This window comes from Vibrio sp. 10N.261.55.A10 (genome assembly GCF_041470825.1).
GTDB classification, from domain to species: domain Bacteria; phylum Pseudomonadota; class Gammaproteobacteria; order Enterobacterales; family Vibrionaceae; genus Vibrio; species Vibrio crassostreae_C.
In genome coordinates this window covers 26845-53225 of sequence record NZ_JBFRNC010000054.1, presented here as the reverse complement: position 1 = coordinate 53225, position 26381 = coordinate 26845, and the positions used below count along the sequence as shown (strand labels likewise).

The 26381-nt window shown below is 42.4% G+C and carries 24 protein-coding genes; 4 read left to right on the top strand and 20 right to left on the bottom strand.

Annotated elements, in window-relative coordinates; all coding sequences use genetic code 11:
* Nucleotides 1-215 precede the first annotated feature (215 nt).
* Entirely contained in the window at nt 216-1556 is a 1341-nt protein-coding gene (locus AB4274_RS16895; RefSeq protein ID WP_017060807.1) for an MATE family efflux transporter, read from the top strand.
* 93 nt (nt 1557-1649) lie between these two features.
* On the opposite strand, the gene AB4274_RS16890 is transcribed toward AB4274_RS16895, so the two are convergent.
* The gene (locus AB4274_RS16890; RefSeq protein ID WP_102319935.1) at nt 1650-3344 is read right to left on the bottom strand and encodes a solute:sodium symporter family transporter; all 1695 of its coding nucleotides are present in this window, start codon (nt 3342-3344) and stop codon (nt 1650-1652) included.
* Nucleotides 3345-3446: 102 nt separating this feature from the next.
* The gene (locus AB4274_RS16885) at nt 3447-5549 is read right to left on the bottom strand and encodes an alpha-galactosidase (protein ID WP_102319934.1); all 2103 of its coding nucleotides are present in this window, start codon (nt 5547-5549) and stop codon (nt 3447-3449) included.
* A 250-nt stretch (nt 5550-5799) separates the two neighbouring features.
* Between AB4274_RS16885 and AB4274_RS16880 the strand changes: the two genes are divergently transcribed.
* Nucleotides 5800-6873 carry a LacI family DNA-binding transcriptional regulator gene (locus AB4274_RS16880; protein ID WP_372054916.1) on the top strand — a complete coding sequence of 358 codons (1074 nt, stop codon included), beginning with the start codon at nt 5800-5802 and terminating at the stop codon, nt 6871-6873.
* Nucleotides 6874-7107: 234 nt separating this feature from the next.
* Here the strand turns inward: AB4274_RS16880 and AB4274_RS16875 are convergent, their stop codons facing one another.
* Nucleotides 7108-8034: a LysR family transcriptional regulator gene (locus AB4274_RS16875; protein WP_372112685.1), complete on the bottom strand. Its 927-nt coding sequence runs from the start codon at nt 8032-8034 to the stop codon at nt 7108-7110.
* Between the two features lie 100 nt (nt 8035-8134).
* Here AB4274_RS16875 and chrA point away from each other — a divergent pair, with 100 nt between their 5' ends.
* Nucleotides 8135-9283 (top strand): chromate efflux transporter, encoded by a 1149-nt coding sequence (chrA, locus tag AB4274_RS16870; protein WP_372112684.1) that lies wholly within the window; start codon nt 8135-8137, stop codon nt 9281-9283.
* Nucleotides 9284-9358: 75 nt separating this feature from the next.
* Here the strand turns inward: chrA and AB4274_RS16865 are convergent, their stop codons facing one another.
* From AB4274_RS16865 to AB4274_RS16785, 17 genes are all read right to left on the bottom strand, one after another.
* Nucleotides 9359-10072: a class I SAM-dependent methyltransferase gene (locus AB4274_RS16865; protein ID WP_017065822.1), complete on the bottom strand. Its 714-nt coding sequence runs from the start codon at nt 10070-10072 to the stop codon at nt 9359-9361.
* Between the two features lie 9 nt (nt 10073-10081).
* Nucleotides 10082-11011, bottom strand: a complete 930-nt coding sequence (locus tag AB4274_RS16860) for a glycosyltransferase family 2 protein (protein WP_372112682.1) — start codon at nt 11009-11011, stop codon at nt 10082-10084.
* Complete coding sequence (locus AB4274_RS16855) at nt 11008-12771, bottom strand: hypothetical protein (RefSeq protein ID WP_372112681.1); 1764 nt, start codon at nt 12769-12771, stop codon at nt 11008-11010. The genes AB4274_RS16860 and AB4274_RS16855 overlap by 4 nt, the downstream gene beginning before the upstream one ends.
* Nucleotides 12772-12805: 34 nt before the next feature.
* Nucleotides 12806-13810: a lipopolysaccharide assembly protein LapB gene (locus tag AB4274_RS16850; protein WP_102319928.1), complete on the bottom strand. Its 1005-nt coding sequence runs from the start codon at nt 13808-13810 to the stop codon at nt 12806-12808.
* The gene (locus AB4274_RS16845) at nt 13807-14778 is read right to left on the bottom strand and encodes a type II secretion system F family protein (RefSeq protein WP_102319927.1); all 972 of its coding nucleotides are present in this window, start codon (nt 14776-14778) and stop codon (nt 13807-13809) included. The genes AB4274_RS16850 and AB4274_RS16845 overlap by 4 nt, the downstream gene beginning before the upstream one ends.
* A 3-nt stretch (nt 14779-14781) precedes the next feature.
* On the bottom strand, nt 14782-15747 hold the full coding sequence (locus AB4274_RS16840; RefSeq protein ID WP_102319926.1) for a type II secretion system F family protein: 966 nt from the start codon (nt 15745-15747) through the stop codon (nt 14782-14784).
* A gap of 9 nt (nt 15748-15756) precedes the next feature.
* On the bottom strand, nt 15757-17208 hold the full coding sequence (locus tag AB4274_RS16835; protein WP_171732476.1) for a CpaF family protein: 1452 nt from the start codon (nt 17206-17208) through the stop codon (nt 15757-15759).
* 33 nt (nt 17209-17241) lie between these two features.
* On the bottom strand, nt 17242-18456 hold the full coding sequence (locus tag AB4274_RS16830; protein ID WP_102319924.1) for an AAA family ATPase: 1215 nt from the start codon (nt 18454-18456) through the stop codon (nt 17242-17244).
* A gap of 24 nt (nt 18457-18480) precedes the next feature.
* The gene (locus AB4274_RS16825) at nt 18481-18972 is read right to left on the bottom strand and encodes a TadE/TadG family type IV pilus assembly protein (protein ID WP_102319923.1); all 492 of its coding nucleotides are present in this window, start codon (nt 18970-18972) and stop codon (nt 18481-18483) included.
* Nucleotides 18972-19400, bottom strand: a complete 429-nt coding sequence (locus AB4274_RS16820) for a TadE/TadG family type IV pilus assembly protein (protein WP_050652461.1) — start codon at nt 19398-19400, stop codon at nt 18972-18974. The genes AB4274_RS16825 and AB4274_RS16820 overlap by 1 nt, the downstream gene beginning before the upstream one ends.
* A gap of 2 nt (nt 19401-19402) precedes the next feature.
* Complete coding sequence (locus AB4274_RS16815; RefSeq protein ID WP_372112679.1) at nt 19403-20671, bottom strand: pilus assembly protein TadG-related protein; 1269 nt, start codon at nt 20669-20671, stop codon at nt 19403-19405.
* A gap of 16 nt (nt 20672-20687) precedes the next feature.
* On the bottom strand, nt 20688-20957 hold the full coding sequence (locus AB4274_RS16810; RefSeq protein ID WP_050652463.1) for a hypothetical protein: 270 nt from the start codon (nt 20955-20957) through the stop codon (nt 20688-20690).
* Nucleotides 20947-22401 carry a type II and III secretion system protein family protein gene (locus AB4274_RS16805; RefSeq protein ID WP_372112678.1) on the bottom strand — a complete coding sequence of 485 codons (1455 nt, stop codon included), beginning with the start codon at nt 22399-22401 and terminating at the stop codon, nt 20947-20949. Before AB4274_RS16805 ends, AB4274_RS16810 begins: the two co-directional genes overlap by 11 nt.
* A gap of 8 nt (nt 22402-22409) precedes the next feature.
* On the bottom strand, nt 22410-23159 hold the full coding sequence (gene cpaB / locus AB4274_RS16800; protein WP_059020093.1) for a Flp pilus assembly protein CpaB: 750 nt from the start codon (nt 23157-23159) through the stop codon (nt 22410-22412).
* Entirely contained in the window at nt 23152-24501 is a 1350-nt protein-coding gene (locus AB4274_RS16795) for an AAA family ATPase (RefSeq protein WP_372112676.1), read from the bottom strand. Before AB4274_RS16795 ends, cpaB begins: the two co-directional genes overlap by 8 nt.
* 38 nt (nt 24502-24539) lie before the next feature.
* A complete protein-coding gene (locus AB4274_RS16790) occupies nt 24540-25070 on the bottom strand; it encodes a prepilin peptidase (RefSeq protein WP_372112674.1) in 531 nt (176 codons plus the stop codon).
* Nucleotides 25071-25239: 169 nt separating this feature from the next.
* Complete coding sequence (locus tag AB4274_RS16785; protein WP_136973754.1) at nt 25240-25428, bottom strand: Flp family type IVb pilin; 189 nt, start codon at nt 25426-25428, stop codon at nt 25240-25242.
* Between the two features lie 193 nt (nt 25429-25621).
* Here AB4274_RS16785 and AB4274_RS16780 point away from each other — a divergent pair, with 193 nt between their 5' ends.
* A complete protein-coding gene (locus tag AB4274_RS16780) occupies nt 25622-26365 on the top strand; it encodes a helix-turn-helix domain-containing protein (RefSeq protein WP_372112672.1) in 744 nt (247 codons plus the stop codon).
* Nucleotides 26366-26381 lie beyond the last annotated feature (16 nt).

Below are 26381 nucleotides of genomic sequence, written 5' to 3'. Positions count from 1 at the left end.
CTAACACAGGCAAGCTTTTACTCACAAAAAGCAAAGAGTGCTCTTGCTATGAAATCCCATTCAAAAATTTCATCACCCTCACTGAAATATTGAATTCTGAAGACTTATTCGAATTTTATTTATCCTTATTAGCCTTCCGGACATTAATTTGATAGTCGTTTACTAAATAATAGCTAAACTATAGTGTCGTCTACCCCTTTTTTGAGAAAACCTAAATGCCTAATGCTGATTCCACCCTAAACAAACGTATGGGAATCGTTGCGCTCACCTGGCCAATTTTTATCGAAGTTCTTTTAAGAACCGCACTCAACACCAGTGATGTATTCATGTTATCGGGATACTCGGACAAAGCCGTGTCTGCCGTTGGTGTTATTTCTCAGATATCCTTTTTCCTGATCATTGTCTCGACCATGGTCAGCAGTGGTACGGGTATTCTAATCGCGCAATACAATGGTGCTTCCCGCACTCAAGAGAGCGCTCACGTGGGTGTAGCAAGTATCATTCTGGCCATTATTGCCGGTGTGCTACTGAGTGTAATTGCCGTTCTTGTTGCTGAATATTTTATCCCGCTTTATCAACTCGAACCTCAAGTCGAACAGTACGCGCAAGAATACCTGTTCATCAGTGGTGCTCTCACCTTCAATGTAACCATAGGTGTGGTTCTCACCACTATTTTGCGCAGTCATGGCTATTCAAAGTCACCGATGGTGATCAATATGATTGCAGGTGTCATCAACGTATTCGGTAACTACTGTGCCTTATATCAACCTTTTGGTTTGCCTGTATACGGCGTGCAAGGGGTTGCGACCGCGACCGTCATTAGCCAAGTAATCGGAATGTTGATCTTGATTGGTGTGGTCAGAAGCAAAGGGATTTATCTACCAGTGAAGCAGTTTAAATCTGTGCCGAAAGCCATCTATCAAAAAATCATGAAGATCGGCTCGATGAACGCTGGAGAAGTGCTCTCTTATAACATGGCTCAGATCAGCATTACCTTCTTTGTAGTGCAGATGGGTACGTCTTCACTGGCTGCGTTTACTTACGCACAAAACATCGCTCGCCTCTCTTTTGCGTTTGCACTGGCAATTGGTCAAGGCAGCCAAATCCAAACAGGCTATTACATTGGTAAGGGTTGGATCGACGAGATTACCAAGCGCGTGCAACGTTACTTTGTGGTTGGCTTTATCGCGTCAACCGCGATCACCTGCATGGTGTATGTGTTCCGTTTCGAAATTCTCGATCTGTTCACGCAAGATCCAGAGATCATTGCGCTAACGGCGGCACTGATTGCAGGTTCCATCATTCTTGAAGCTGGACGAGTATTTAACCTTATCTTTATCTCTTGTCTAAAGGCTGCTGGCGACATTAAATTCCCGATCAAAATGGGCATTCTCAGCATGTGGGGCATTGGGGTTGCCATGAGCTATTTGCTTGGCGTGCATTGGGGTTATGGCGTATTGGGTGCTTGGATGGCAATCGCGATGGACGAGTGGTTCCGTGGAATCATCATGGCCTATCGCTGGCGAGCTAAGAAATGGACTCGATTCTCTTTTTAGACTTTTTAGCCTTCCATTTATCTTCACAAGATCGAAAAACGCCGCTCCTATTTCCAAAGAGCGGCGTTTTCGTTTTTAATTACCCGAACTCATCTACGCGGTCGCAAGTGCTTTCTTTCGCTTTGCTAGTCGTCCAAAAATACCGAGCAACATAACAATGCCACACACGCCATAAACTTGCATGATGGTTGGATCGTCCGATACAAAACCCACATCCGAGAACATAACGTAAGCACCAAGCACCATGTAAAGAATAATAGCCGAAGCCTCGAAACGGAACTCCCAAGGTGTCACATCAATATTCTCATTGACTGGCATCACGTACTCAGACTCACGCGGCATAAAGTAACCAATGATGAACATCAACGCGGTACATACCACGAACAGAATCGCTAATTGATGTAGGAAGTGAATCGGAGTTTTGAACACCAACTGCATTGCAGCGTAAGAACTTACAAACACCACCAACGCCACTTTCGCCGCTACAGCTGGTACACGTTTAGAGATATAGCCGACAAACACGATAGTGAAGATTGGCACACTGAAGAAACCTGCCACCATTTGTAGATATTGGAACAAACCTTCTGGTGCGTACATGATGAATGGTGCGATACATACCGAGATAATCGCAATCACGACACCAAAAATACGCCCTTTACCCACTAGCTCTTCATCGGTTTTACCTTGTCCGAATAGCGGCTTATACACGTTCAATGCAAACAGAGTCGTTGAGCTGTTCAACACACCATTAAAGGTACTCAAAATCGCACCAAACATCACCGCAACGAAGAAGCCCACTAGCGGCTTAGGCAAAACTTCATTAACTAAACGGGTGTACATGGTGTCTGGATTACCCGCATCAGCGCCAAACATATGGAAAGCAATGATACCCGGAATGATCAAAAACAGCGGAGAGATGACCTTAATCGCACCGGCAAGGATTACACCTTTCTGACCTTCTTTCAGGTTCTTAGCACCCAATGCGCGTTGAATGATAGATTGGTCAGTACCCCAGTAATACAAGTTCACCAAAAGCAGACCTGTGAACAATGTTGAGAACGGCAGTGGATCGGTTTCTGTACCCACCGATTGGAGCTTCTCTGGCGCGGCATAAAGCAGAATATCTAAGCCAGCACCGAAACTCCCCTCGCCCAACACCATTAAACCAAATACAGGGATCATCATGCCGCCGACAATCAAGCCTACACCATTAATGGTATCTGCAATTACAACCGCCTTTAGGCCACCATAAATCGCGTAAAAGAAGCCAAGTAGACCAATCGTCGCCGAAATCAGTGCAATTGAACTAAACTCTGAAATATTTAGCAGGGCCTGAACATCGAAGATTTCACCCAAAACAACAGCGCCCGCGTAAAGTGTGGTAGGCAAAATGTTGATCACGTATTGGCACAAGAAAAGTAACGTCACAAACTTCTTCACCGACATGTCGTAGCGGCTCTCTAAGAAATCAGGAATGGTGGTGATACCTTGTTTCAAATAACGAGGAACTAACATTAAAGCAATAATCACCAAGGTGACACCAGAAGCCACTTCCCAACCCATGACACTCATGTTGTGGGTGTAAGATTGTGCGCTCATGCCCACGAAACTGGTGGCACTCAAGTTCGTTAAGATAAGTGAGCTGGCAATTAAGCCACCGGTTAAGCTTCTTCCGCCAAGAAAGAAACCATCTTGTGAGGTGTTTTTGTCATTTTTCACTTTGTTGTAGGTAAACGCGACTACAAACCCAGTAAATAACAAAAATGACAACAGAACGGTAATAGACATTTTGTTTTCCTTAAGTTGAGTTATTGCGGCAGCAATACCTCGCTGCCGATTATAATTTTTATATTTAGATTTTTGTTTGTAGGGGTACTCAGAGTCAGAGATTCACATCTTTTTTAGATGCACAATCAAGGCAGACTCTGGGTCGAGAATAGGTAAGGTCAATCCAATCTCTTTGAGGTTATCGCCGCTTAAAGTCAGAGTTTTATCTAACCATTGAGGGCGTTGCTTCATGAGTTGGAAACTGGTTTGTGGCATCTCCACTAACTTCACTTGATACAGCGCACTGTCTTCCACGCAGCTAATACGAAGTGGTGATGGCAGAGCGTATTCAGGCATGGCCAACTGACACACGGTGATCAGCATTTCATCATCATTCTGCACCCCATAGATGTTCTGGTTTTTGTCCGCGGGATCCATGCGGAAACTACGACCTGAGTGCAAAATATGGCGGAACTGCTTATGCAGAGAGATGTAGTGAGAGAAAGCTTGCTTCTCTTGTTGCGACTCTTTAACCGGGTCAAGTTCAACGCCCATGTGCCCCATCAAAGCGGTGACACCACGCATATTGATACTGTGACGACGATTGGTTGAATGGCACTCAGCAGGGCCAATGTGCGCACCCATAACTTCTGGTGGGAAGAAGTAGCTCATGCCTTTTTGAATGGCTTGTCGTTCCAATGCATCGTTACAATCGGATGCCCAGAATCGATGTGTTCTTTTAAGGATTTCAAAATCAATGCGACCACCGCCTGATGAGCAAGATTCAATCTCGACCTTAGGGTGTGCTTGATTCAGTTGATCAACGAGACGATACAAGGCTTCAGTTTGACCATGCACCGCCGCCTTACCTTGGTGGCCCGGCTGAACTAATTCACGATTCATGTCCCACTTTAAGTAGCCGATATTGTACGTAGTCAGAAGCGTATCAAGGCGAGAGAACAAGTAGTCAAAGCACGCTTCATTCTGCAAGTCTAAAACATACTGCCAACGACCAGACGGTTGATGATAACCTTGCAAACCTAGGACCCAATCAGGATGGTTACGGTATAGGTTTGAGTCTTGGCTGACCATCTCAGGTTCAACCCACAACCCGAACTCCATCCCCTGTTGGTTAACGTGTTCAATCACAGGTTCTAAGCCATTTGGGTATTTCACTTCATCGAGATACCAATCGCCTAAGGCCGTTCGTTCGCCATCACGACCAATAAACCAACCATCATCAATAATGAATCGTTCAACACCCATTGCGCCGGCTTCGGTTGCCATCTGCATGATGTATTCCGGTTTATGGTCGAAGTAGATGCCCTCCCAAGTATTTAAGTGCACAGGGCGAGGTTTATCGGTAGGGAATTGAATAATGTTGTCACGAACAAACTGCTGAAAACGTTGAGCAATACCGTTCAAACCAGAGTTGCTGTAACAGCCATAGAGCCAAGGTGTCTGGTAAGTAGCCTCTGGTTCTAGAATCGATTCACCCGCTAACAATAACTCTCCCGCTTGTACAAAGCGGCGGCCATCACTGCGAACATCAGCACGCATTTGGTGGTTACCACTCCAACCTAAATGGAAGCCCCACACCAAACCATTCTGTTCTGAGAAACCTTGCGTTCCTGCAAACATGCCAGGGAAGTTTTCATGTGAAGTACGGCCGCGACGGTTCTCTTGCATGAAGCCACCATGCTCAAAACGCTGACGTTGCGTTTGGAACTCATGACACCAACGACCATGGAACGTCATCAATTCATTGGCGTGGTTTGGCAGCGGCAACGTTGATGACAGCTTATTTAAATAGTATTTACTGCCCCCTTTGTTGGTTACTGTGATGCGCTTTTGAACCACATCCGATTCGTAATCCAGTTTAATTTCAACCGTCAATTCAAGCTTAGACACGGTGTCTTCTAGAACAAAAGTGGCTTGCTGAACCTGAGCTTCCACGCGGACGGTATTAAAAACGGGTGCCCAATCAAAACCATCACGATGCCCTTCTATTCCCGGCGCATTAAAATGACCGCTACCCAATTCAGGACAAAGAGAAAGCGGTACATCGACATCAAGGCGTGCTTGAGAGATCGGTCTCTCGGTTGATAACAAAAGATCTTCATCAATACTGGCGATCTTTGCGCCCCAGTGAAGAACCTCTGGAGTACGGCCCGATTTGATGATCAAACTGTGGTTTTTACTTGTTAGATGAATAAATTCGCTCATAGCCAATCTCATATTGTTTTCGTAAACATAAACTAAAATTAATAGTGAACTTGAAGACTGAAATTAGTACTAAAAAGGCTAAATAACGTGATCTAAAAACACTTATTCGTTGCTAAAATTTGCACAAGATCGACTGTTTCCGGAAACATATTTAATGTTTCAAATGACATTTTTTTGAAAGGGAGCAGAGTTTCATTTCGCTAAATTGGATAAGCTCATCGAACGACGGGAATATTCGATGGACGGTGTGATGAGTGTAACTTTTAAAGATGTGGCGAAGCTGGCTGGCGTATCGACTCAAACAGTATCAAGGGTGACGAACGGTTCGCAAGATGTCGCAGAATCCACTCGAAACAAAGTGAATGCTGCGATAAAGAAGCTTGGATATGTGCCCAATAAAGGGGCTCAAATGCTCAGCCGTTCCAAGTCCACCAGCATAGGGTTAGTGACGCTCGATATGGCACTGCATGGCGCCGCAATGATCGCTAACGGTGTACGAATGCAGGCTCACGATATGGGGTATGGCACCGCTTTTTCTGTAGTATCCGAACCGAACCTCACCAACACCCGCGAGGCTATTCGTGAACTGATGGCTCAACAGGTCGACAGCATCATTCTCAATGTGCCTTTAAAGAGTGCAGACGCCGAATTGCTGGTAGAACAATATCAACACTTGAACCTCATCTTCATTGATGTCCCTTCTAACAGCCAAGTTAACTATATATGCGGCGATCACGCCGAGGGCGCAAAGCTGGCGGCTCAGCATCTTATTGAAAATGGTCGCTCTGAATACTTGTTGATCAGCGGGCCTAACGAATCCAGTGCCTCACAAATCCGTCTTCAGAGTTGGTTGGGTGTGCTATCAGATGCAAACTGTCAGGTACAGTTTCAACATCAAGGAAACTGGCAAGCGGAAAGTGGCTACCTTGGCATTCGAGACGCCGTTGCGAAACAAATCCCATTTGATGCTGTGTTGGTCGCCAGTGATCAAATGGCATTAGGGGTTTTACGCGCACTGCAAGAACTGCAGATTCCAGTCCCTGACAAGGTTGCGGTCGTCGGCTTTGATGGCATCGAGGACAGTGCGTTTTTTAATCCACCACTGACCACCATCAAACAAGACTTCACCACGATTGGTCGACAAGCTGTGGTACTTGCAGAGAAGCTCAACGCTAACTCACAAGATGCTTTACTGCAGCACCATATCGAAACTGCATTACTCCCAAGAGAAAGTAGCCAACCTAAGGTGACGGCTCACTATGAAAAACAAGAGATCGAGCAACTGCTGAAAAGAATTCAGACCCTTTTGCCAGAATCGACATAAAAGAAAAAGCGCTAGGGGGAGCTAGCGCTTTTAAGACCAACTAAGTCCGTTTAGCCTGGTAGATTTTTAAGCTATATCATGAGGATATAACCAATTTTTTTACTTAGGTAAATCAAAAAGCCTATTCTTTACGACTGCTTTAAGTCGTAAATTAAGTATAGTCGGGTTCTTATAATAAACCGGATTTTTCTAAAATTAATTCATATGAATTTGACGATTAACCGACACAATAAACTATTCGGAAATCACAGATGAGATCGCATTAGTAATCAGCTTTCTAAGTAGTTTATTTTTATCATCTAAATGCTTTGCCTTTCGATAAACAAGCTGGATATCAAAATCTGGAACATCAATTGGTGGCTTCACAGCTAGTAAGGTTTCTTCACTATCCATATCCTTGCGCGCGACTAGCTTGGGGACAATACACAATAGTTCTCTGCCACGAATGAGCCGCTTAACAGTTAAAAAGTTACTGGAAGATATCGCGACTTTCCGGCTTAAACCTAGTTCACCTAAACGAGTGTCCACTCCCGTCTTTAAAGCCCCTGCCGGAGAAACGAGCGCGTGCTCGACAGCAACAAATTGTTCTAGCGACATCGGCTCCTCAATAGATAGAACCGATTGATCAAGTAAACAAACATGTTGCTCCGTATACAAATGCTTTGTTCGATATTGCTTTGGTACCTCACCAAAGCTACCTATCGTCATATCAAGCTTGGCATCGTCAAAGACTTGCTGGTAGTTACTCCGGTTTACATTGAACAACGCTACTTGGGAATAAGGAGAGGATTGATTAATCAGGTCAAACAATATTGGAGCGAACATCTGCTCGGCATAATCAGTGAGACCAATCTTCCAAGTCCCTTTATAAGTCTCTGCATCAAACGATTTAGATAACAGAACTTCAGACTGGATGGTATTCAGTAGCGCGTCCACGGTACTTGATAGTTCAATGGCTCGGTCGGTTGCCTCCATCTTGCTGCCCACACGCTCAAACAAAGGGTCATCAAACAACTTTCGTAACCTTTGTAAGCTATGGCTCATCGCAGATTGGCTGACATAACAACGCTCAGCAGCCTTACTCACGCTATTCGTTTTATACAAAGCCTGCAGTGCAATCAATAAGTTAAGGTCAATTCCTTTCCAGTTAAAATCAGCCACAAATCAATCCCATATTATTCATAGTTACAATTAAAACAATTAATTTTAATCATAGTTCAACTCCACCTAAATTACGCTAAACATTTATCTGGAATCGATCATGCTTTCAATTTTTAAAACCTTTTTCTGGCTTGGCTGGATTAGCTTTGGTGGACCAGCAGCACACATTGGCTACTTCCGTAAAACCTTTGTTGAGAAACTGAATTGGTTGTCCGACGAAGAGTACGGGCAGATTGTCGCTCTTAGCCAATTTCTACCGGGCCCTGGCTCAAGTCAGGTTGGCTTTGCGGTTGGCTACAAGAAAGGTGGATTAACAGGTGCTATTGCTGCATTTGTCGGCTTCACTTCCCCATCTGTGATTCTGATGCTGATATTGGCGTTAGTCAGCAACCAGCTATTGGAAGCACCACTTTTCAATTCAATCATTCACGGGCTTAAGTTATTAGCGGTAGTGGTTGTGGCTGATGCAACCTTTGGTATGTACAAGAACTTTTGCCAATCGAAGATAGCAACCGCCTTATGTGTGATTACCGCGATTGTTCTGCTACTGATTCCAGGCATCTGGCCTCAAGTTTTAGTGCTTCTATTTGCAGCGATGATTGGCAGTAAGTTCTTGACATCTCAAGAGCTCAAAACGATACCTTCAACGCAAAAAATATCGGTAACGCCTCTCGTGATTTTTGTTGCTTTGCTGGTTGGTCTGCCTCTATTCAGTGCTTACTCTCAAGGTATTGAAGTGTTTGGCCTGTTCTACCAAGCAGGTAGCTTAGTATTCGGCGGCGGCCACGTGGTACTTCCGTTGCTACAAAATGGTATTGGTGACCAACTGTCTCAAGATGCCTTCCTAACAGGTTATGCAGCAGCACAGGCAGTACCAGGGCCTATGTTTACACTTGCGACTTACTTAGGTTATGTATTGATGCCATCGGCACCGATCACAGGCGCACTACTCGCAACGATTGCTGTGTTCTTACCGGGCTTCTTATTACTACTCGGTGTGTTGAAAAACTGGCAGGCGATTGCAAGCAAACCTTTAATGGCTGGCGCTCTTACTGGTGTGAATGCGGCGGTTGTCGGTTTATTGTTGGCAGCGCTATATCAACCGATTTTCACAAGCGCAGTGAGCAGTGGTTTAGACTTCGCTTTGATCATTGTTGGCGTGTGGCTACTAAAAACGGTCAAGATGCCAATCGTAGGGCTTGTCGGCATGTTTATGCTATTCGGCGCTCTTACTGGCTTTGTTAACTAAAGATCTAACCGAAGCAAGAAGTTAGTGAATACCTAACTTCTTGCTTACGACTGAACGATAGGAGCCGTCGAACCTTTAACTAGCAGGCTTGATTCCATGGAAGTTAAAAAACAAATTGCAATCAATTAGCGGGATTGGGCTTAACGGCCAAAAAGAGTGTTTATTATCAGGGAGATAGTACTTTAAAAAGGCGATCAAATTATTGCAGGGATTAACATGTTCTCTCGCCATAATGTAATCGTAGTTCCACCCCTTTTTCACTCCAAGTTTTCTTGTCGTCATATAACGACCAACCTTCCATGCAATACCTGGGTCTGTAGGAATCAAAATGGACAAAGTGCCGCCCGGCTTTAATACCCTAAGCCATTCTTTAATCACAAGATGAGGCTCATAAAGGTGTTCCAATATATGTGTCGCAATAACACGATCAAAGCAGTTGCTTTCAAAGTCTAACGCTCGTGCATTCGTTACATTAAAAACGAGCTTGTCATAAGTACTGGTGTTACTGAGTTGCCTTTTTGCCACTTCAAGTGCGGCAGAATCGCCATCACTGACCGTATACTCATCAAAACTATGCTGAACATGTCTCAAGTGTTCACCCGTTCCTGAACCCACTTCTAGCACCTTCGAGAAATGCTCTCTGTTACTGAAAGGCTTCTCACACGCTATATGACCCGCCCTCATCACATAGCCTGTTGTACTGCTTTCGTAGACTCGCTCGTCATATTCATCACTGAAACGGGACAAATAATCGAGCCACTCCTTGTCTTCATCCTTGTTTATTCTCATTCCTGAATCCTATTGAGATGGCTTGTGATCGTGACTTCTTAATATTGAAAGGATCCTCATCTCTCGTCTGCCGCGCGACACGTTGTCGAGTATCAAGCCGCAAAAGAAAGACATCACCGCAATAAGTGCAATTGAACTAGACAGAATAGCTGTTGGGACTCTTTCAACGAGCCCGGTATCAATAAAATCGATAATAACGGGAACCCCTAATCCCAATGAGATAAAGCAAAGCAACACCGACAAAGCACCGAAAAAAAACATCGGCTTTACGTCTCGTAGCAGGAACAAAATAAAGTTGAGGATTTTGATCCCATCACTCAATGTATTCAGCTTACTCGCCGTGCCTTCAGGCCTTGAGTGATAATGAGTGGGTACTTCTTTGATCGACATATTGTGGTGCAATGCATGCACGGTTAGTTCCGTCTCAATTTGAAAGCCGTCACTGAAAATAGGGACCGTTTTTACAAACCGGCGACTCATCACTCGATAGCCAGAGAAAACGTCATTCAATTGAGCATTGAACCCTTTATTTATCAGAGTCGAAAACATCTTATTACCCAAAATATGTCCTGCAGGATAAGCCTCGGAAGAGCGCTCTCGACTGCCAATGATCATATCGAGCTGTTCAGTAACCAGTTGTTCAATCAGTGTAGGGCAAATGGAGGCGTCGTAGGTATCATCACCATCAGCCATAATATAAATATCAGCATCAATATCTGAGAACATCCGTCGCACAACTTCACCTTTGCCCTGACGATACTCATGGCGAACAACAGCACCAGCTTGCAGCGCCTCTTCGACCGTGCCATCAGTAGAGTTATTGTCGTACACATAAACCGTCGCACTTGGTAGTGCACGTTGAAAGTCAGCCACCGTTTTTCCAACCGCTCCGGCTTCGTTATAGCACGGGAGTAACACCGCTATGGTTTGATTCTTCATGAGCTCTCCCTGACTCGAAACACTCGGTACCCATTTTCAATATTGTCGTACACAACATCTAACCAAGTTGGCGTATCTGAGCTGTACAGCTTATTGATCAATGCCTCCTCGCTAGCCGAGTCCTTTAAAATCAACAAATGCGGATCATTGCCAATAACAATGATATCGATGCTTTTCTCTATGATTTTCCGTTCGGCTAAGCTCAGATCTTCCTCTAGCATCACTTCAATAAGAAATTGGTTCCCAACAATATTTCGATGGTAAGGAGCAGCAATAATTCGATTATCCGTTTTTGCCAACACTGGAGCCCCCGTTTCAATCCCTGAAAGTATGGTGTGCGAATTTATATCGTTATCTTTTAACACCTTATGAATCTTCAGAGATTGCTCCTTTTGATCAAGAGTAGTTGTAATTTCTTCGGTTGGCGACAACGCGAGAATGACAAAGGCGACCGCTAGTGGTGCTCCAGAAGTAATAACCGCTGCTTTTATGATGGAGGAACGGATGTAATCTGCTAACTGAAGAATCACGTATGCTTGGAGGGGAGCCGCTAGCACAAAACACAACCTCATGACTCTAATCTGCCAAAAGATCGCAAGGGCTAAATTGAACATAAAGATGAGATACAAAATTGCGCAGTGGTGATTTTTACGCTTAAAAAGTGGATACAAAGTGGCAGGAATCACGAGCAAAGCGTAATTCTCTATCGAGAAAAAACCATGACTTGCGACATATCTAACGACCGATTTCGCTTCCGTCACTTGGTCTAACCAATAGACTTTAAGTATTGGAGGGTAATCAATTAACAACGCACTGCTGAGTGATGGATAAAGCACTGCCACTGGGATTAAAAATAGAACAGCTAGAAATACGAACAGAAAAACCTTTTGCAGTAGACTGTTATCTTCATTCATAAACCGATGATAAACATTAACGAAAAGCCAGCCACAGAAGAAAAGGATGATGAGAACAAATGATATTTCGTCGTACTTAAAAACGAAAAACTCATCGTAAGGCCGATTTAATAAAACCGCACAAATCCCAAACAGAGCGGAACTCGCATACAACTTAGAGATATAGCCAAACCACTCATGGCGAACAAGACCGTAATACACGGTGTAAATCGCGAAAAAAAACATGAATAGCAAAACATTATCAAGCCCCGTCCATAAAGATAGAGACAGCAAGATAGATTGCGCATACACACGCCACGCATGGCGCAACTGCTCATGATTCAATGGCGTTAAAGCTAGAAATAGGACCGCGAAGACCAGCTGAATATTATGATGATCAATAGAACCGGGTAAAAAATGGATAATTGAAGGCGAAGAAATCGCAAACATCATACTAATAAAGCGATACTTGGCACCGAAGAGGTGGTCAGCTAGGTAAAAGCATGACAGCGAAAAAAGTAGCAAGTAAAGCAGAGGGACAAGAGAAATGGATATTGTATAAGCAAGATTATCATCGACGATAAACAACAATGGAAAAGCTACGAGCGATAAGATTAAATCAGGAAAGCGAGACCAATGAATAACAATGCCATCAGCGGCATTAAAATTATTCATTGGCTCTAGGTACCAATGTCCAGTTGCCATCCAATCCTGAAATTGAACGAAACGCATATAGTCGTCATTATCATTCAGGTTAAGAGCTGAAACACTCTCCCACTTGTAAATAAAGATCATTGTGGCACAAACTAGCCAAATGACAGAGATAACAATGATATCTTTATTAAAACTCTCACTTTTAGGCGACATGAATATCCTTTTCACTGAGCCAAAATTTAAACGACTATTGCTCCATCTCTCTCACTTCCGCTAGTGCTCTGTTTAAGTTTTCGTTCGCAACTCTGTAATACGATGGTTTCTTGTCTATTGCTTGCTGAAGGTAAGGAACGGCTTCATCCGGCTTACCTTGTAATATTAGGAAATACCCTACATTATTCAACGCTTCAGGCGTATCCATATGTCGCATAAACATATTAGTGGCTTTCTTAACATCACCGGAAGCCAGATAAATGAGGGCTAGATTGTTTTGGGCCTTCTCACTATTTGGCTCTAACTCTAGAGCTGAACGCGTGTACTGATACGCTTCCTTGTAATTGCCGTACATGTAATGGGAGTAGCCCATATTCAACAGAGCTTTGAATGAGTTTTTGTCTATCTGCAGTGACTTTTTGAAGTACTCTTGAGCTATCTGATGCTTTCCGTCGACATCTTCCAACACACCAATTCCCATATATGCTGATGCAGGAGACATACTGTCAACCTTCAAGCTAGCGACTTCACTTTGGCTTAACGCTTGGTGGTTTTTAATCGTTTCACTGCTTTTCAAACGAACTTGGTCGGCATTAATCGCTTTAAAGAAATAACTTCGACCTTCATCCGTTCGTCGCTGCTTCGTATACAAAACGCCTAATTCCTCCAGTACCTCGGTATGTGCTGGATTGAAATCTAAGGCCGCCAAATACGCTTTCTCGGCAAGCGCCGAGTTGCCACGAGATGAATGGATTTTACCTATAGTAAACAGCGTTTTGTCGTGAAACTCTTGCTCAGGAAAAGACAGAGAGCGGATGTATTCATACAAGGCTAGATCGATGTTGTTGTCCCTTAATGCTACATCACCACGCATGATCGCTTCTTTCTCACTCAAAGGAGGGTCATCATTCGTTAACGTATCTATCGGTTTACCAGAATACAGTTCTGCATCAAATTGATTCGTTGGCTCATCAGATGATGCACAACCGAGTAGTAGTATTGGTAGGAAAAGTAGAAGGAACTTATTGTATAACATCATAAACTTGCTCCCGGCGCACTCAATGCGTCCATTACGATAAGTAGTCCTGGGCCAAGTGCAACAATGAAAAAACAAGGCCAAATAAAAATCAGCATAGGAAATAACATTTTGGTCGGTATTTTCGCCGCAATTTCTTCAGCGGCTTGCTGACGTTTATCTCTAAAGTCTTCAGTATAATCACGAAGCGTTTGCGCTAAGCTACCGCCCATTCTCGATGCATGAGAAAGCAAAGAAACCAACCCTTCCAATTCGACTAAACCGGTTCGCTCGATAAGCTGTCTAAGCGCATCAGGCATAGTGACACCCGCTTGGATTTTAGCAAACACAGTCTCTAGTTCATCCGCAAGTTCCGGCTGAGAGACATAGATCTCAGATGCGACACGTCCAAGGGCTGCATTAAAACCAAGCCCAGACTCGGTACACACAACAAGAAGATCAAGCGCATCAGGGACACCATTTCTTATTTTTTTCTGACGCTCTTTTTGTAACTTGTTCAGAATAATATTTGGCGTAAATGTTCCGAGAAAAACACAAGTCATGATGAGTAAATTATTGTAATCTCCACCCAACGATATGTAATAGACCATAAAAGCAGCGACGATGCCTATTAAACTAGATAAAACCTTCAACGCGTAGAAAACTGATAACGAGCTCTTCTCATGGAACCCAGCATGCATCAGCTTTTCTGAGTAAGTTTCATTGTCCTTTTTATTACCTTTACTTATAAAGGGGCTTAATGATTCTAACGTATTAGAAAAATCATAAGGTTTTCGACCACCAGTACTCCCCTCTTCAGATATTTGTCTTAGCTTCTTATCTAAAGGAGATCTAGCACCTAAAAACAAGAACCCAATAGTCAATGTTAATAAGACAGTAGTGAGCAAAATCATCGCATAGATAACAGCCTGAGAGCTGATCCCAAACTCTGCTAACATCTGCTTCCAGACTTCAATATTTAATAATTCCATAAGTTAAATCTCTATACTGATGATCTTTTTAATCCACAAGGCTCCGATCGCCAAGAGAACAATACCGACACTGACCATCGATAGACCGCGAGGATCTTTGTAAAGTGGCTCGATATATTCAGGACTGGCTACCTTTAAGGCAAAAAATAAACCAAAAGGGGATAAGGTTAAGATCCATGCTGACAGACGGCTTTCAGCAGAGAGCGTTTTTACTTTCCTTTCTAACTTAAAGCGGGCTCTTAGTACTTCAGATACCTTTTGCAGGTTCTCTGATAGATTCCCCCCAGTTTCTTTTTGTAGCATTACTGCACTAGAAAAAGCCAACATTGATACGGTGGGAACTCGCTCTGCCATCTGTAAAATAGCTAAACGTAAGTCATAACCGTAATTAAGTAAGTTGTAGGTATTTTTAAACTCAGCACCGATAGGTTCAGGAAGTTCTTCACCAACTTCATTAAATGATTGAACAAGCGGTTGCCCTGCTTGCAGTGCTCGTCGGATAATATCTAAAGCCTCTGGAAGTTGCTCTTCGAATCGAGCCATTCTATAAGCCACTCGATTTTGTACATACAGATAAGATATAACCCAAACAGAAATGAATGCTGCTAAACTAATAAACCATTCTTGATTGGTCATTATTGATATCAATGTGAGCAAGACACCACAAAGAGAAACAATAAGTAAAAACCGGCTCAATGCTAATTTAAAACCAGCTAATTCCAACATTTTTTTTAATCCAGCAAAGTATGGAATAACTATTAACTTACGGTCTATAGGAGATAATTCTTTGTTATAATGTTCTTTTAATAAAGATAGACTCTCTTCATCGATATTACGTTGCGCCTCCTTCAAACGCCGAGACAACTCTTTATGCTTCGCTTTTTTCCCTGCAGCAGGTAATAACAAAGCTTGAGAGATAAAAAGCACCGCAATGAATAACAGACCTAATGAAACGCTTACATTATCCATAACCTCTCCTTAACCGTGAGTCTCAGTAAAGAGCTCGAAAGGCAGGTCGAGTCCACGTTTGACTAACTGGTCATGATATTGAGGAACTACCCCCGTTGCTGTGTAATAGCCGATAATATTGCCATCTTCATCAATACCTTGACGTTGGAAACGGAAAATTTCCGACATCGTAATCACCTCACCTTCCATACCATTGATCTCTTGGATGCTCACCATACGACGCTTACCATCTTCTTGTCGTTCCATCTGTACGACGAGGTGGATAGCCGAAGCTATTTGAGCTCGTAAGTTTTTGGTTGATATGTTCCACCCAGCCATCGAGAACATGTTTTCGACACGGCTCAAAGCATCACGGGGGGTATTCGCGTGAATAGTAGCAAGAGATCCATCATGGCCCGTGTTCATCGCAGCCAGCATATCAACCGCTTCGCTACCACGAACCTCACCAACCACGATTCGGTCGGGGCGCATACGCAGGGTATTTTTTACGAGTTCTCGCTGGCTGATTTCGCCTTTACCTTCAAGGTTTGCTGGGCGAGTTTCCAATCGAATAACATGAGGTTGTTGAAGTTGAAGCTCCGCAGAATCCTCAATGGTAATTATTCGTTGATCACGTGGAATAAAGCCAGAGAATATGTTTAACGTGGTGGTTTTTCCTGAACCTGTACCACCTGAAATCAATATATTGAGCTCGCCTTTTACTGCAGCTTCAACAAACTTAGCCATTTGGGGTGAAACTGAATTGTAGTCAATAAGGTTATCCATCGTTAAGCGATCCACAGCAAAACGGCGGATAGAAACAGAAGGGCCATCAAGTGCGAGAGGAGGGATAATAGCGTTCACACGTGAGCCATCAACCAAGCGCGCATCTACCATAGGTGATGCTTCATCGATTCGGCGACCAACCTGGCTTACGATACGGTCAATGATATTTCTTAAGTGGCGATCATCAAGAAAAGTATACGGCGTCTTTTCAAGTTTACCTCTTCGCTCGACATAAACGCTTTTAGGACCGTTGACCAAGATATCTGAAACGGTTTGGTCAGCGAGTAAAGGCTCCAACGGCCCAAGACCAAACACCTCATCTTCTATCTGCTTTATAACCCGCTTTCGCCCTTCAGCACTCAGCGCATGACTACCATCGTCAGCCATCAACTGTAAAATGGCTTCATGCAAGTCAACCTTAGCCCGCTCTTTTTCCAAACTTGAGAGTAATCCTAAATCTAGGGTCTCAAGCAGTTGCTTATGAAAAAAGTGTTTGATTGATAACTCTTGCTCTAACACTTTTCGAGCTTCATCAATCGCCTTTTCCTTTTCTACATTCGCTTCAGAACTGCGAGATTGACTAGACGTATCAACACTGGATAAACGCTCAACAGGGTTGGTATCTTCTGAGTCATGCGAAATCTGTTCTACTCTTTTTTCAAACTCTGGATTTACATTTTTTCGTTTAAAGAACATCACAATCCCTCGTGTTCACTATTCATCTACCCGTTATGAAAACCACTTTTTCAACCAGCCTTTTTCTTCTTGCTCTGGTGGTGAAAGAACGTGAGACAAATCGATGATAGAACGAGTAATTGAGCTTTTCTTTCTCGACTGAACTAACGGTTGCCCCAAATTGGCACTCTCTAGTGCCACTTTAAAATCATTAGGCATCAGGTGGATGTCGTGATTGCCCACCGCCTGCTCAATGTCTTTTAACTTTATAGAATGTCGTTTTTCGTAACGGTTAAGGATTACCTCTATTGCGTCGCTTTGTAAGCCGTACTCAAACTTCAGAGACTTAATTAATCTACTTGTGTTTTTTACTGACACTAAACTCTGCTGTAAAACCAGAAGCACTTTCGTTGCAGGTGATATAGCAGATGCAAATACATGATCTAACCCTCTAGATAGGTCGATCACCACATAAGGGTAAAAACGGCGCAATATAGGCAGCAGTCTGCCTATTTTTTGTGCCTGCTCGAAATCATCAGCATTGTTTTCATGTTTAAAGCTTAGAACATGAAGACCAGATTCATGTTTATTGACCAAAGTACCTAAGGAGATTTCATCTAGGTCATTCGCGCTATTTATTGCATCAGAAACGCTGTAGGTGGGAATAATATTTAAGTAATCAGGAATTACTCCAAATTGGAGATCAATATCGAGTAAGAGAACTTCATTTGGGTGTTGATTAGCCATCTCAATAGCGGTATTTAACGCTAAAGTGGTTGCTCCCATCCCTCCCTTGGTGTTCAAAAACAAGATAAATTCTCCATAACTGGAGTTTTCAAGCTTTTCGGAAGCCGTTTTCTTAAGCAAAGGGAGTAAGTCTGAAATAGTGACATTATGAGATAAGAAATCTGAGGCTCCTAAGCGAAGCGCAATTTTTAATGACCCGTTATCACTTTCGTCCCCGAGTACAACTAAAGATAAATCCTTATCCTCGAGCGATAAATCATACCCCTGTAACTCCACCATTTTTTGTGCCCAACTTCCACTTGCTTCTACAAAGATAAGCTCTGGAACATCAGCATTTTTTAGGTATTCCTCGCTCATTGCTGCGAGAGAAAATGATGTAACATGTACATTTCGACATTTCTTTAATTCAAGACTCATATGTGAAAGAAAACCTTCTGAGCTGTATATTAACCAGACCTTAAGGTTTGTTTTCAAACGCACAATATCACTCTCATTTGGCGTTATTTTAATTGCTTCCCCCATGCTACAACTCCTGTATAAAATAACTCATGGACATCTATTCCTTGTTTCGGAATCAGCTCTAACAACTCCTAAACTCTCAGCTGGCAAAATAGTTTCGAACGAAGGAGCTGTAAGATACCCACTAGTACCAAAAAAACTCAAATCTCCGATTAACTGAACGCCATATCCAGTTGCACTCGCCCTTACAAATTTAATGGTACTAAATACTGGATCAGTGTCGTAACCTGACGTAATTTCATTCCCATCAATATCTAAATAAGCAACTTCTAAATTGGCAGCGGTAAATCCTACAAGAGGAATATCTCCCACAACCATTGCGGCAATATTATCTCTATCTGCTACATAGCAAACCGTTGCTAACCTTGCTGCTTTCCTCGTGGCTTCACTTACCATCTGCAACGAAAACATATAGGCACCCAATGCCAAGATTATAAAAATCAAGAGAAAAATCAGCCATGACACTAATGTGAACTCTATGATAGCAAGCCCTTCAATACACCTTTTTGACTTTCTCATCACAGCACCCTCATAACCGAAGTGACGCTTAACGGAATCGAAAAACTCTCCGAGGAAAAGGGAATAGACAAGAAATGTGGAACATAATCATAGGTAACACTTACCCGTACATAACTATCTCCTGACGGTGGCGTAACGGTAACATCTGCAGTCGTCAATGAAGATAACACCGCAGTCCCTACACTATTCTGTCCGTAAACCACCACATTTTGAATTTCGGAAGTCGGCGCAATAGTTCCACCGATCGTTCCATAGACTTCACTAACTGCGTAACGAGCACCGTTTTGCACAGATTTAGATATCACATTGTAATGGACTAAAATATTGCCAAATTCCAGCACCAATATCAGAAAGAACAGTAATACCGGGGTCGCTATAACCACCTCAATGGCTGCAAAACCACCCTGTAATTTATTGAATAGTTTCATGGTTACGACTCCCCACTATCTGGGTCCTTATACAATACGATTTTGTATGTCCCTTCCGTAGTCGAGTTAGTACTGCCAGATCCGCTAGCTACGCTACAAGAGTGTATAAATTCACCAAAAACTGCAGGCGTTCCTGAGTTATTGGTCGGCGCTTTTTGTAGCAAGAAGAAACAACCAATTTTGTTCACCGTAAATTCAGTCGCACCGCCACTTTTACCTGAACAATCCACCATAGGTATAGGTAATATACGACGCCAAGCAACACCATTAGCCGCACACCCAGAACCATTATTAGCTATGCATGTGTTAGTCGCTGATTCATATTGAGCATAGGTATAACTGCCGTCAAAATCGATATCTCCCGTACTAGCATCGATCGTAATCTCATTAGTAGGCTCAGTCGTTACATAATCAGTGGGGTAATCTGATGCCGATAATCCTCCACCATAATCACCAAATCGAGTATTTAAGCCATCACCGGTAGGACCAACCGTTCCTCCTGGTTTGGTGGTTATATCGTCACCTATTGCAACAGGATAACTATAGTTCCCCCCTAGACCTTCTTTTACCGTTTTACCACCAGAGCCAAAGTCCAATAGGTGGTAATTTCCATTACCCATTTCAGATAGTTTGTTATCTCCAACTTTCAAAGCATGAACGGTACCGACTTCATAGCCAAAAACATTCGTTATTTCTTCACCAGTTACATCATGAAAGCCATCTTCAGGATCTATATCATTGTCAGATGTCCCATCACCAATACATACACCTATTGGTACAACGTTATTTACAACTTCTTGCCCTGAACTGGGGCCCGCAACAGCACTAGCAGATACCTCTTTATCAAGGCCAAATAATTGAATAAAGAATTCACTCATACCCAATGAATCTACTCGAACACGCACATAAACATCATCGTCGATGCCAAAAGTAGCCGTGCCCGTAAAGTCTTGAGGATCATTAGAGTAATCGATACTGATTGAAGCGGTTGAAAAATCAAACTCGTGGTTTCCCGTCGAGCCAGCCATGGCATTTAATGCAGTGCCAACCTCGGCATCTACTGCATCTTTATCCTTACTATTATCCAAAATAGTTGCGGCAGCTAAAGCAGCTGAATCTACCGCATTTTGTAACCGTGTTTTGTTCACAACCATATGGTTGATATCTACAGCTAACGCTGAGACGGCTAAAAAAACCAACAAGGCAGCAGTAATCATAATCACCACTAATCCTTTCTGTTTTTTCGGACTTTGTGATACTCGATACAACATGTGAGTACCTCCAGATTTAATTAAACTCTTCTAAGATCTGGCTACTACTTCCGGACAGGTCATTTTCACCTCTGCCAACATATCTGTCGTAACCAGTCTGCATCCGCTCCCCTGTACCATCAGGTACTTCGAGTAAATTCTCTTGGGTCGCATTAGGGTTATACGTTTGCTCAGTTTTCACTAGTGCTACTGAGTGCCCTAAACGAGCATCGTTCGCACAGCCAACTAACACCATCACGAGAAAGACCATCATTATTCTAATCATATCCATCTCCTTATAAATCATGACCAAATGAGCCTTCGCTACCACCATCAGTCGGCGATACAGTCTGTGTCGATTGAGATTGCTCGGAGTCCGACTCTGACGGTTCAGCGATGTAAGCGCTTCGGCCTAATAAGTAATATTCCAAGTCATTGGGGTCAACGAAAGCATCCGTAGGTAACGTCACTTTCGTTCGATCGATTGGTCTGGCAAGTCTAGGAGTAACAAGAATAACGAGTTCTGTTTCGCCAGATACATACTCTTGGCTATTGAAAAGCTGACCTAAAATTGGCACATCACCAAAACCTGGCATTTTATTACTGATATCTCTAACGTTTTCACTCAATAAACCTGCGATACCGATAGTTTGTCCATCGGCTAATTCAAGTGTCGACGATGCGCTTCGTCGAGTAATAGGAGGTATAAAGTAAGTCGCATTAGTAGTACCAGGGTCAATCGTTAACGAACTACTGTTGGCAATTTCACTCACATCAACGGCCAAATTTAGATTGATTTTCTTGTCGCTAAGAACCGTAGGGATGAACTTTAACCCAACGCCATATTCTTTATACTCAATGGTAATACCATCTTCGTCAGGCACCGGAATAGGGAACTCACCACCCGCTAAAAATTCAGCTTTTGAGCCACTTAATGCGGTTAAGTTAGGTTCTGCTAAAACTTTCGCCACACCATTTTGTTTTGCTACGTCCAATGCGAAAGTAAACAATGTATTGCTATCAATGAAAGATCCCAAAATACCGTAATCCGTAGAAGTGGGAATATCAAAGATAGGCGTCGCACCCAGAACACCAGCAGGCACTGAAGATGCCCCCCATGAAAAGTCTGAACCACTGGTTTGGAAGAAATGGAAATTGGCGTCAAACTTTCTTACCAAGCTTCGTTGAACTTCGGCTACGGTCACCTCTAACATGACCTGTTGAGCCCCACCAATCGACATTAAATTGATAACCCCCGTAGCCGCAGCTTGTTCACTACCACTCTCTTTCGATTCATCAGCGGTTTGCCCAGATGAATAGGTTTCTGCAATTCTAATTGCCACATTCATCTGCTGTTGATTACTCACCTGTCCACTTAACAACAGACGATTTTGAGCACTGTGCACTTCGATAGTTTCATCAGGAAGAAACTCATATAATTTAGCTTTGAGGCTATTAAGATCATGAGTAACCTCAATGTTAATAGACTCAATCAACCGACCTCGAGAGTCCCAAGCCATTAGGTTTGTCGCACCTAATTTTTTACCAATTAAAAACACTTCATTTGATTTTAAAATTACAATATCTAAAACTTCAGGATCACCAAGAGAAACCTTCGCCGCTTTTCCCGACAGCACGACATGCGTAGATTTATGATGTGGAACCGTGACTGTTTTTCCCGTTTGTAACGCCGCAACACTGGCCGTCGAAATACAAATTAGGCTCAAAACACACGCAATTAATATTCTCATATTTCACCTCAATCCTTGACGCGCACATTAGATGTTTCTGTACCTTTGATAATGGTGACACTTGGTCTAGGCACATATCGACGAACCACTTTTTTCTCAACTTCATGTGGGTTTCTCAAAGTCAGCTGAATACTGCCTTTGCTTTTAGCCGTGAGAAGTTTCTCGGCCTCTTTCGGCGTCATCTCAAGAGTTACCGCTCGTACAATAATTGGACTGTTTTCATTCGTTTTAGCCGTTTGATCTACAGCCAAAACCTTAATATCTTTAAGAACCGTTTGAGTAGCTGCAGAATTTTTTCCGTAAGAAACCGTATTGAGAATATCAACCTTGTTACCCGGTAATAAGAAACCTGCCACACCAATAACATCATCAACACGTATCGTTACCGCACGTTTATTTTCAGGGATAAGAGCTGCAAGCGTTGACCCTTCTCCTGGTACAGTAAATCGTAACTTGTGAAGCACCTCTCCGGCATAAATGGTATTAGCGACAACCTTACCGATTAGCTCAGATTGATCCGAATAGTTGTTTTCATTGATCCAATCAACTTCCATCAACTTCGTCGTTAAATACTGCTCTTCAATTATGGTTCCAGCTTCGATTTCTTGTGATGCGACAACAACGGGGTGACGCTCGACCGTTTCAACTTCAACGGTTGGCTGAACTTGATCATCCATCCACTGCTTAGCAAAAAATACAGCCGCTAAGCCGAATACTACGGACAGTAAAAACAGTAGGAAAACTTGACTCTTATTCATTATTCTCTTCCTCGTGTCCATCAGAGGTAAAATAAACTTCCCATGCCATGGAAAGAATATCGAATGTGATAACAGGTGGGAGTTGCTCAAACGAAAGAATGTCTTTGCTTATACCAACGAGATCTTTAGGTAAGCAAGGGAAAAGAGGCACTTTTAGAAGCGTGTGCATTTGAGACAAACGCTCAAAGAAACCATTTTGAAGTTCTAGTTCTTTTTCAGCGACCACGCTCATCCACAAAGTTTCATAATCTCGCTGATTTAAAGGTTTAAATTCAATTTTGTAGCCCAAGCGACGTAAAAACGCCGGATCGCTTATTTTCTTGGGGTTTAAGTTAGTGGAAAAGGCAAGAGTTAGAACAAACGGCATCGTTATCTGCTGACCATTGGGCAACGATAAATAATCAAAAGAATACTCCATCGGAACAATCCATCGATTTAACAATGCATCTACAGGTATTGGTTGACGACCAAGATCATCAATAACGAAGATCCCATTGTTAGCCATCATCTGTACCGGTGCTAACCAGACTCGGCTGTTCTCTGAATGATTTACTTCAAGCATATCCATGGTAAGCTCACCACCCACCTGAATATTCGGTCTCTCACAGTTAAGCCAACGTTTATCATATTGGTCTTTTAGCGAGATAGCGTTGGTACTCCCGTTTCTATCTAAAGATTTATGGTGCTGTGCTGAGAAAACCTTGATGATATTGCCAAGCGCATAGACGGCATAAGGAATAAACACCGAAGTGTGCAAAGCGTTGACAATACGGCTAGCAACAAAGGTTTTACCAGTACCAGCATGCCCATATAACAAAAGGGCTCGCCCTGAGTTTATTGCCGGCCCTAGGACGGAAATCATTTTATCGATGCCATAGACATCACTTAACGCCGCCTCGACATGTGGACGAGTCACGAGCTCAGCCCTAAGGTCTTGCTGCTTGACCACCTCACTATATTGCTCAAGAGAAACTGGGGCTGGACCTAAATAAGCATCACGCTTGAAAGCTAAATCGGCTTCTTCTAGCCCTTTCTCTGAGAGAGAATAACGAACATGACTATGTGATGCAGATGAGAGAGAAAGATCTGAGGTAGGTTGAAAAACCTCAATTAGAGATTTTTTCCTCAATACCGCCAAAGCACTTTCCACAATATGAGTCACAACACATATATGATTGGAAAGTTCTAAAACGTCCGATTTAGGGTATGCAGACAAATGCTTAAGTACGAGATTTTCAATCACGACTTCAGGAATTCCCAACGTATCAAGTGATGTTGGGACAACAGGAGCTGATATTTGCGGTTTTAATGTTGTTGAAGCCGTATGCCCTATAATATCCATTATATTATTCCTCTCCACAAAGCTTACCAACAACAGCTTTAATTAAAATAGCTATACATCGCTAATCCTATGACAACAGAGGGGGCAAAAGGCATTGTCACTTTATTTAAGTATCGATTATGAAAATTAGTAAGCTCATCTTTGACTGGTGAAACACCACTCAATAAAATAAGTTTATTTTGGAAATAACCTTTAATGCTGACACTACTTGAGTTAGCGTAGTTATACAGTAAATAAAAGGATCCGATCATCCCAGAGGCAAGTAAGATAAAGTACGACGCATCAAGTATTTGTCCCCACCCAAGATACAATCCCACAACACCCAATAACTTCACATCACCTGCAGACATCGCTCTCATAAAATACAAAAGCAAACCAAACCCAAAAAGTACGACAAGCCCTGCTAATGAAGACAAGAAAAAACCCAACGTATAATTGCTATCAAACATTGACAAAAAATAAACAAATAAAAGAAGAGTCAATATTTTATTAGGTATACGATGCTTCTCAACATCGTATACAGAAACTGCAATTAGTAACGCCCAAAAAGCAGAAGGCTCATTAATCATATTTTCTATTTATACACTCGATATAATACTCTGGAACTTACTAAGTAAGGCTGTTGCCATTCCAGAAAAAATGAATCCAACAGCAAGAACAAGTGAAGCAGCACCAATCACGTATTCGACCGTAGTAAGCCCTTTTTGCTGTCTTGCTCTTTTCTTATCCATGATAGTATTAACCACCCGAAGTGTTACCAACATTGGCAACAATAGTGTTTAGTTTAGTTGCCAGTGTATTTCCTAGGCCTGAAAATACAGTTGTTAAGCCTAAAACCAATAATGCTGCACCGATTACATACTCGATTACAGTCAACCCTTCTTCATCTTTCATGAATTCTTTGCAATTATTCAAAAACTTACCCATGACAACCTCTCCTTGATTTTCATAACAGGCTTCGTTTACCTGTAAAGTAAATCTAGAGGTGAGTCACACATTCGGTTAGGATTTTTTTGCCATTTACTTGCACTTTTTTGTTGTACTTCTAATCTCTGTAATAACTCCCTTATTTCTAAATTTTCACATCTGGCCCTTTATATATGATACAGGTTTAGTAGAAATGAAATTAATAACACCACTGCTATCAGATATAGATAGCGAGTTTAATTCAATTATTATAAATAAAATTAGTCGCTACTTCCCTGTGGAAAATTTTCAACAAGATATATCAGTTATCAGTAACTTAGATGTAAGAATTGTATTTTTCATTTTAAATAGAGAAAGTGAAATTCAATTACTTACCATGGCATTATCTATTTGTAAAAACCTAAACAAGCGGATAGTTTTAATTTCTCCATTTGAGATACCTAATATCATTCGAAATCATAAGAATATATTTTTCATTATAGAAACGAGTAACAATCATCTGACCAGTGCCTTCGAAGAATTAAAGAGTAAAACACAGCATATCTTTGAAGCACACTTCGACCTCGATAGAGACATGAATAGCAACAACCAGGAGCCGACCAAGCAGTTTGCTTCTGAAGTTGTTAATTTTGTTATGGATAACATTAACAAGGAAATAAGAGAAACGGACATAGCTGAAAAATGTCACTGTTCAGCAACCTATTTTTCTAAAAAGTTTCATCTACACTTTGGAGTAAGCTTTAGAGACTTTGTGTGCGATAAACGAATACTGTTAGCCAAAAAGTTGATTGAGGCGGATACCGAATCAAAAATAGCTGTAATTTCTTATCAATGTGGCTACAAGGATGTGTCGTATTTTTCAAGAATTTTTAAGAAAAGGACGGGGGTAACCCCTGCAAGCTACAGACGTGCCTGCACAGATAACAGAAAACGCTAATTTTACTCCCTAAAAG

Excerpts from the sequence above, each read along its gene's own strand:
- AB4274_RS16895 (WP_017060807.1), top strand. The coding sequence starts at position 216 with ATGCCTAATGCTGATTCCACCCTAAACAAACGTATGGGAATCGTTGCG.
- AB4274_RS16890 (WP_102319935.1), bottom strand. The coding sequence starts at position 3,344 with ATGTCTATTACCGTTCTGTTGTCATTTTTGTTATTTACTGGGTTTGTA.
- AB4274_RS16885 (WP_102319934.1), bottom strand. The coding sequence starts at position 5,549 with ATGAGCGAATTTATTCATCTAACAAGTAAAAACCACAGTTTGATCATC.
- AB4274_RS16880 (WP_372054916.1), top strand. The coding sequence starts at position 5,800 with ATGAGTGTAACTTTTAAAGATGTGGCGAAGCTGGCTGGCGTATCGACT.
- chrA (WP_372112684.1), top strand. The coding sequence starts at position 8,135 with ATGCTTTCAATTTTTAAAACCTTTTTCTGGCTTGGCTGGATTAGCTTT.
- AB4274_RS16865 (WP_017065822.1), bottom strand. The coding sequence starts at position 10,072 with ATGAGAATAAACAAGGATGAAGACAAGGAGTGGCTCGATTATTTGTCC.
- AB4274_RS16860 (WP_372112682.1), bottom strand. The coding sequence starts at position 11,011 with ATGAAGAATCAAACCATAGCGGTGTTACTCCCGTGCTATAACGAAGCC.
- AB4274_RS16855 (WP_372112681.1), bottom strand. The coding sequence starts at position 12,771 with ATGTCGCCTAAAAGTGAGAGTTTTAATAAAGATATCATTGTTATCTCT.
- AB4274_RS16850 (WP_102319928.1), bottom strand. The coding sequence starts at position 13,810 with ATGATGTTATACAATAAGTTCCTTCTACTTTTCCTACCAATACTACTA.
- AB4274_RS16845 (WP_102319927.1), bottom strand. The coding sequence starts at position 14,778 with ATGGAATTATTAAATATTGAAGTCTGGAAGCAGATGTTAGCAGAGTTT.
- AB4274_RS16840 (WP_102319926.1), bottom strand. The coding sequence starts at position 15,747 with ATGGATAATGTAAGCGTTTCATTAGGTCTGTTATTCATTGCGGTGCTT.
- AB4274_RS16835 (WP_171732476.1), bottom strand. The coding sequence starts at position 17,208 with ATGTTCTTTAAACGAAAAAATGTAAATCCAGAGTTTGAAAAAAGAGTA.
- AB4274_RS16830 (WP_102319924.1), bottom strand. The coding sequence starts at position 18,456 with ATGGGGGAAGCAATTAAAATAACGCCAAATGAGAGTGATATTGTGCGT.
- AB4274_RS16825 (WP_102319923.1), bottom strand. The coding sequence starts at position 18,972 with ATGAGAAAGTCAAAAAGGTGTATTGAAGGGCTTGCTATCATAGAGTTC.
- AB4274_RS16820 (WP_050652461.1), bottom strand. The coding sequence starts at position 19,400 with ATGAAACTATTCAATAAATTACAGGGTGGTTTTGCAGCCATTGAGGTG.
- AB4274_RS16815 (WP_372112679.1), bottom strand. The coding sequence starts at position 20,671 with ATGTTGTATCGAGTATCACAAAGTCCGAAAAAACAGAAAGGATTAGTG.
- AB4274_RS16810 (WP_050652463.1), bottom strand. The coding sequence starts at position 20,957 with ATGATTTATAAGGAGATGGATATGATTAGAATAATGATGGTCTTTCTC.
- AB4274_RS16805 (WP_372112678.1), bottom strand. The coding sequence starts at position 22,401 with ATGAGAATATTAATTGCGTGTGTTTTGAGCCTAATTTGTATTTCGACG.
- cpaB (WP_059020093.1), bottom strand. The coding sequence starts at position 23,159 with ATGAATAAGAGTCAAGTTTTCCTACTGTTTTTACTGTCCGTAGTATTC.
- AB4274_RS16795 (WP_372112676.1), bottom strand. The coding sequence starts at position 24,501 with ATGGATATTATAGGGCATACGGCTTCAACAACATTAAAACCGCAAATA.
- AB4274_RS16790 (WP_372112674.1), bottom strand. The coding sequence starts at position 25,070 with ATGATTAATGAGCCTTCTGCTTTTTGGGCGTTACTAATTGCAGTTTCT.
- AB4274_RS16785 (WP_136973754.1), bottom strand. The coding sequence starts at position 25,428 with ATGGGTAAGTTTTTGAATAATTGCAAAGAATTCATGAAAGATGAAGAA.
- AB4274_RS16780 (WP_372112672.1), top strand. The coding sequence starts at position 25,622 with ATGAAATTAATAACACCACTGCTATCAGATATAGATAGCGAGTTTAAT.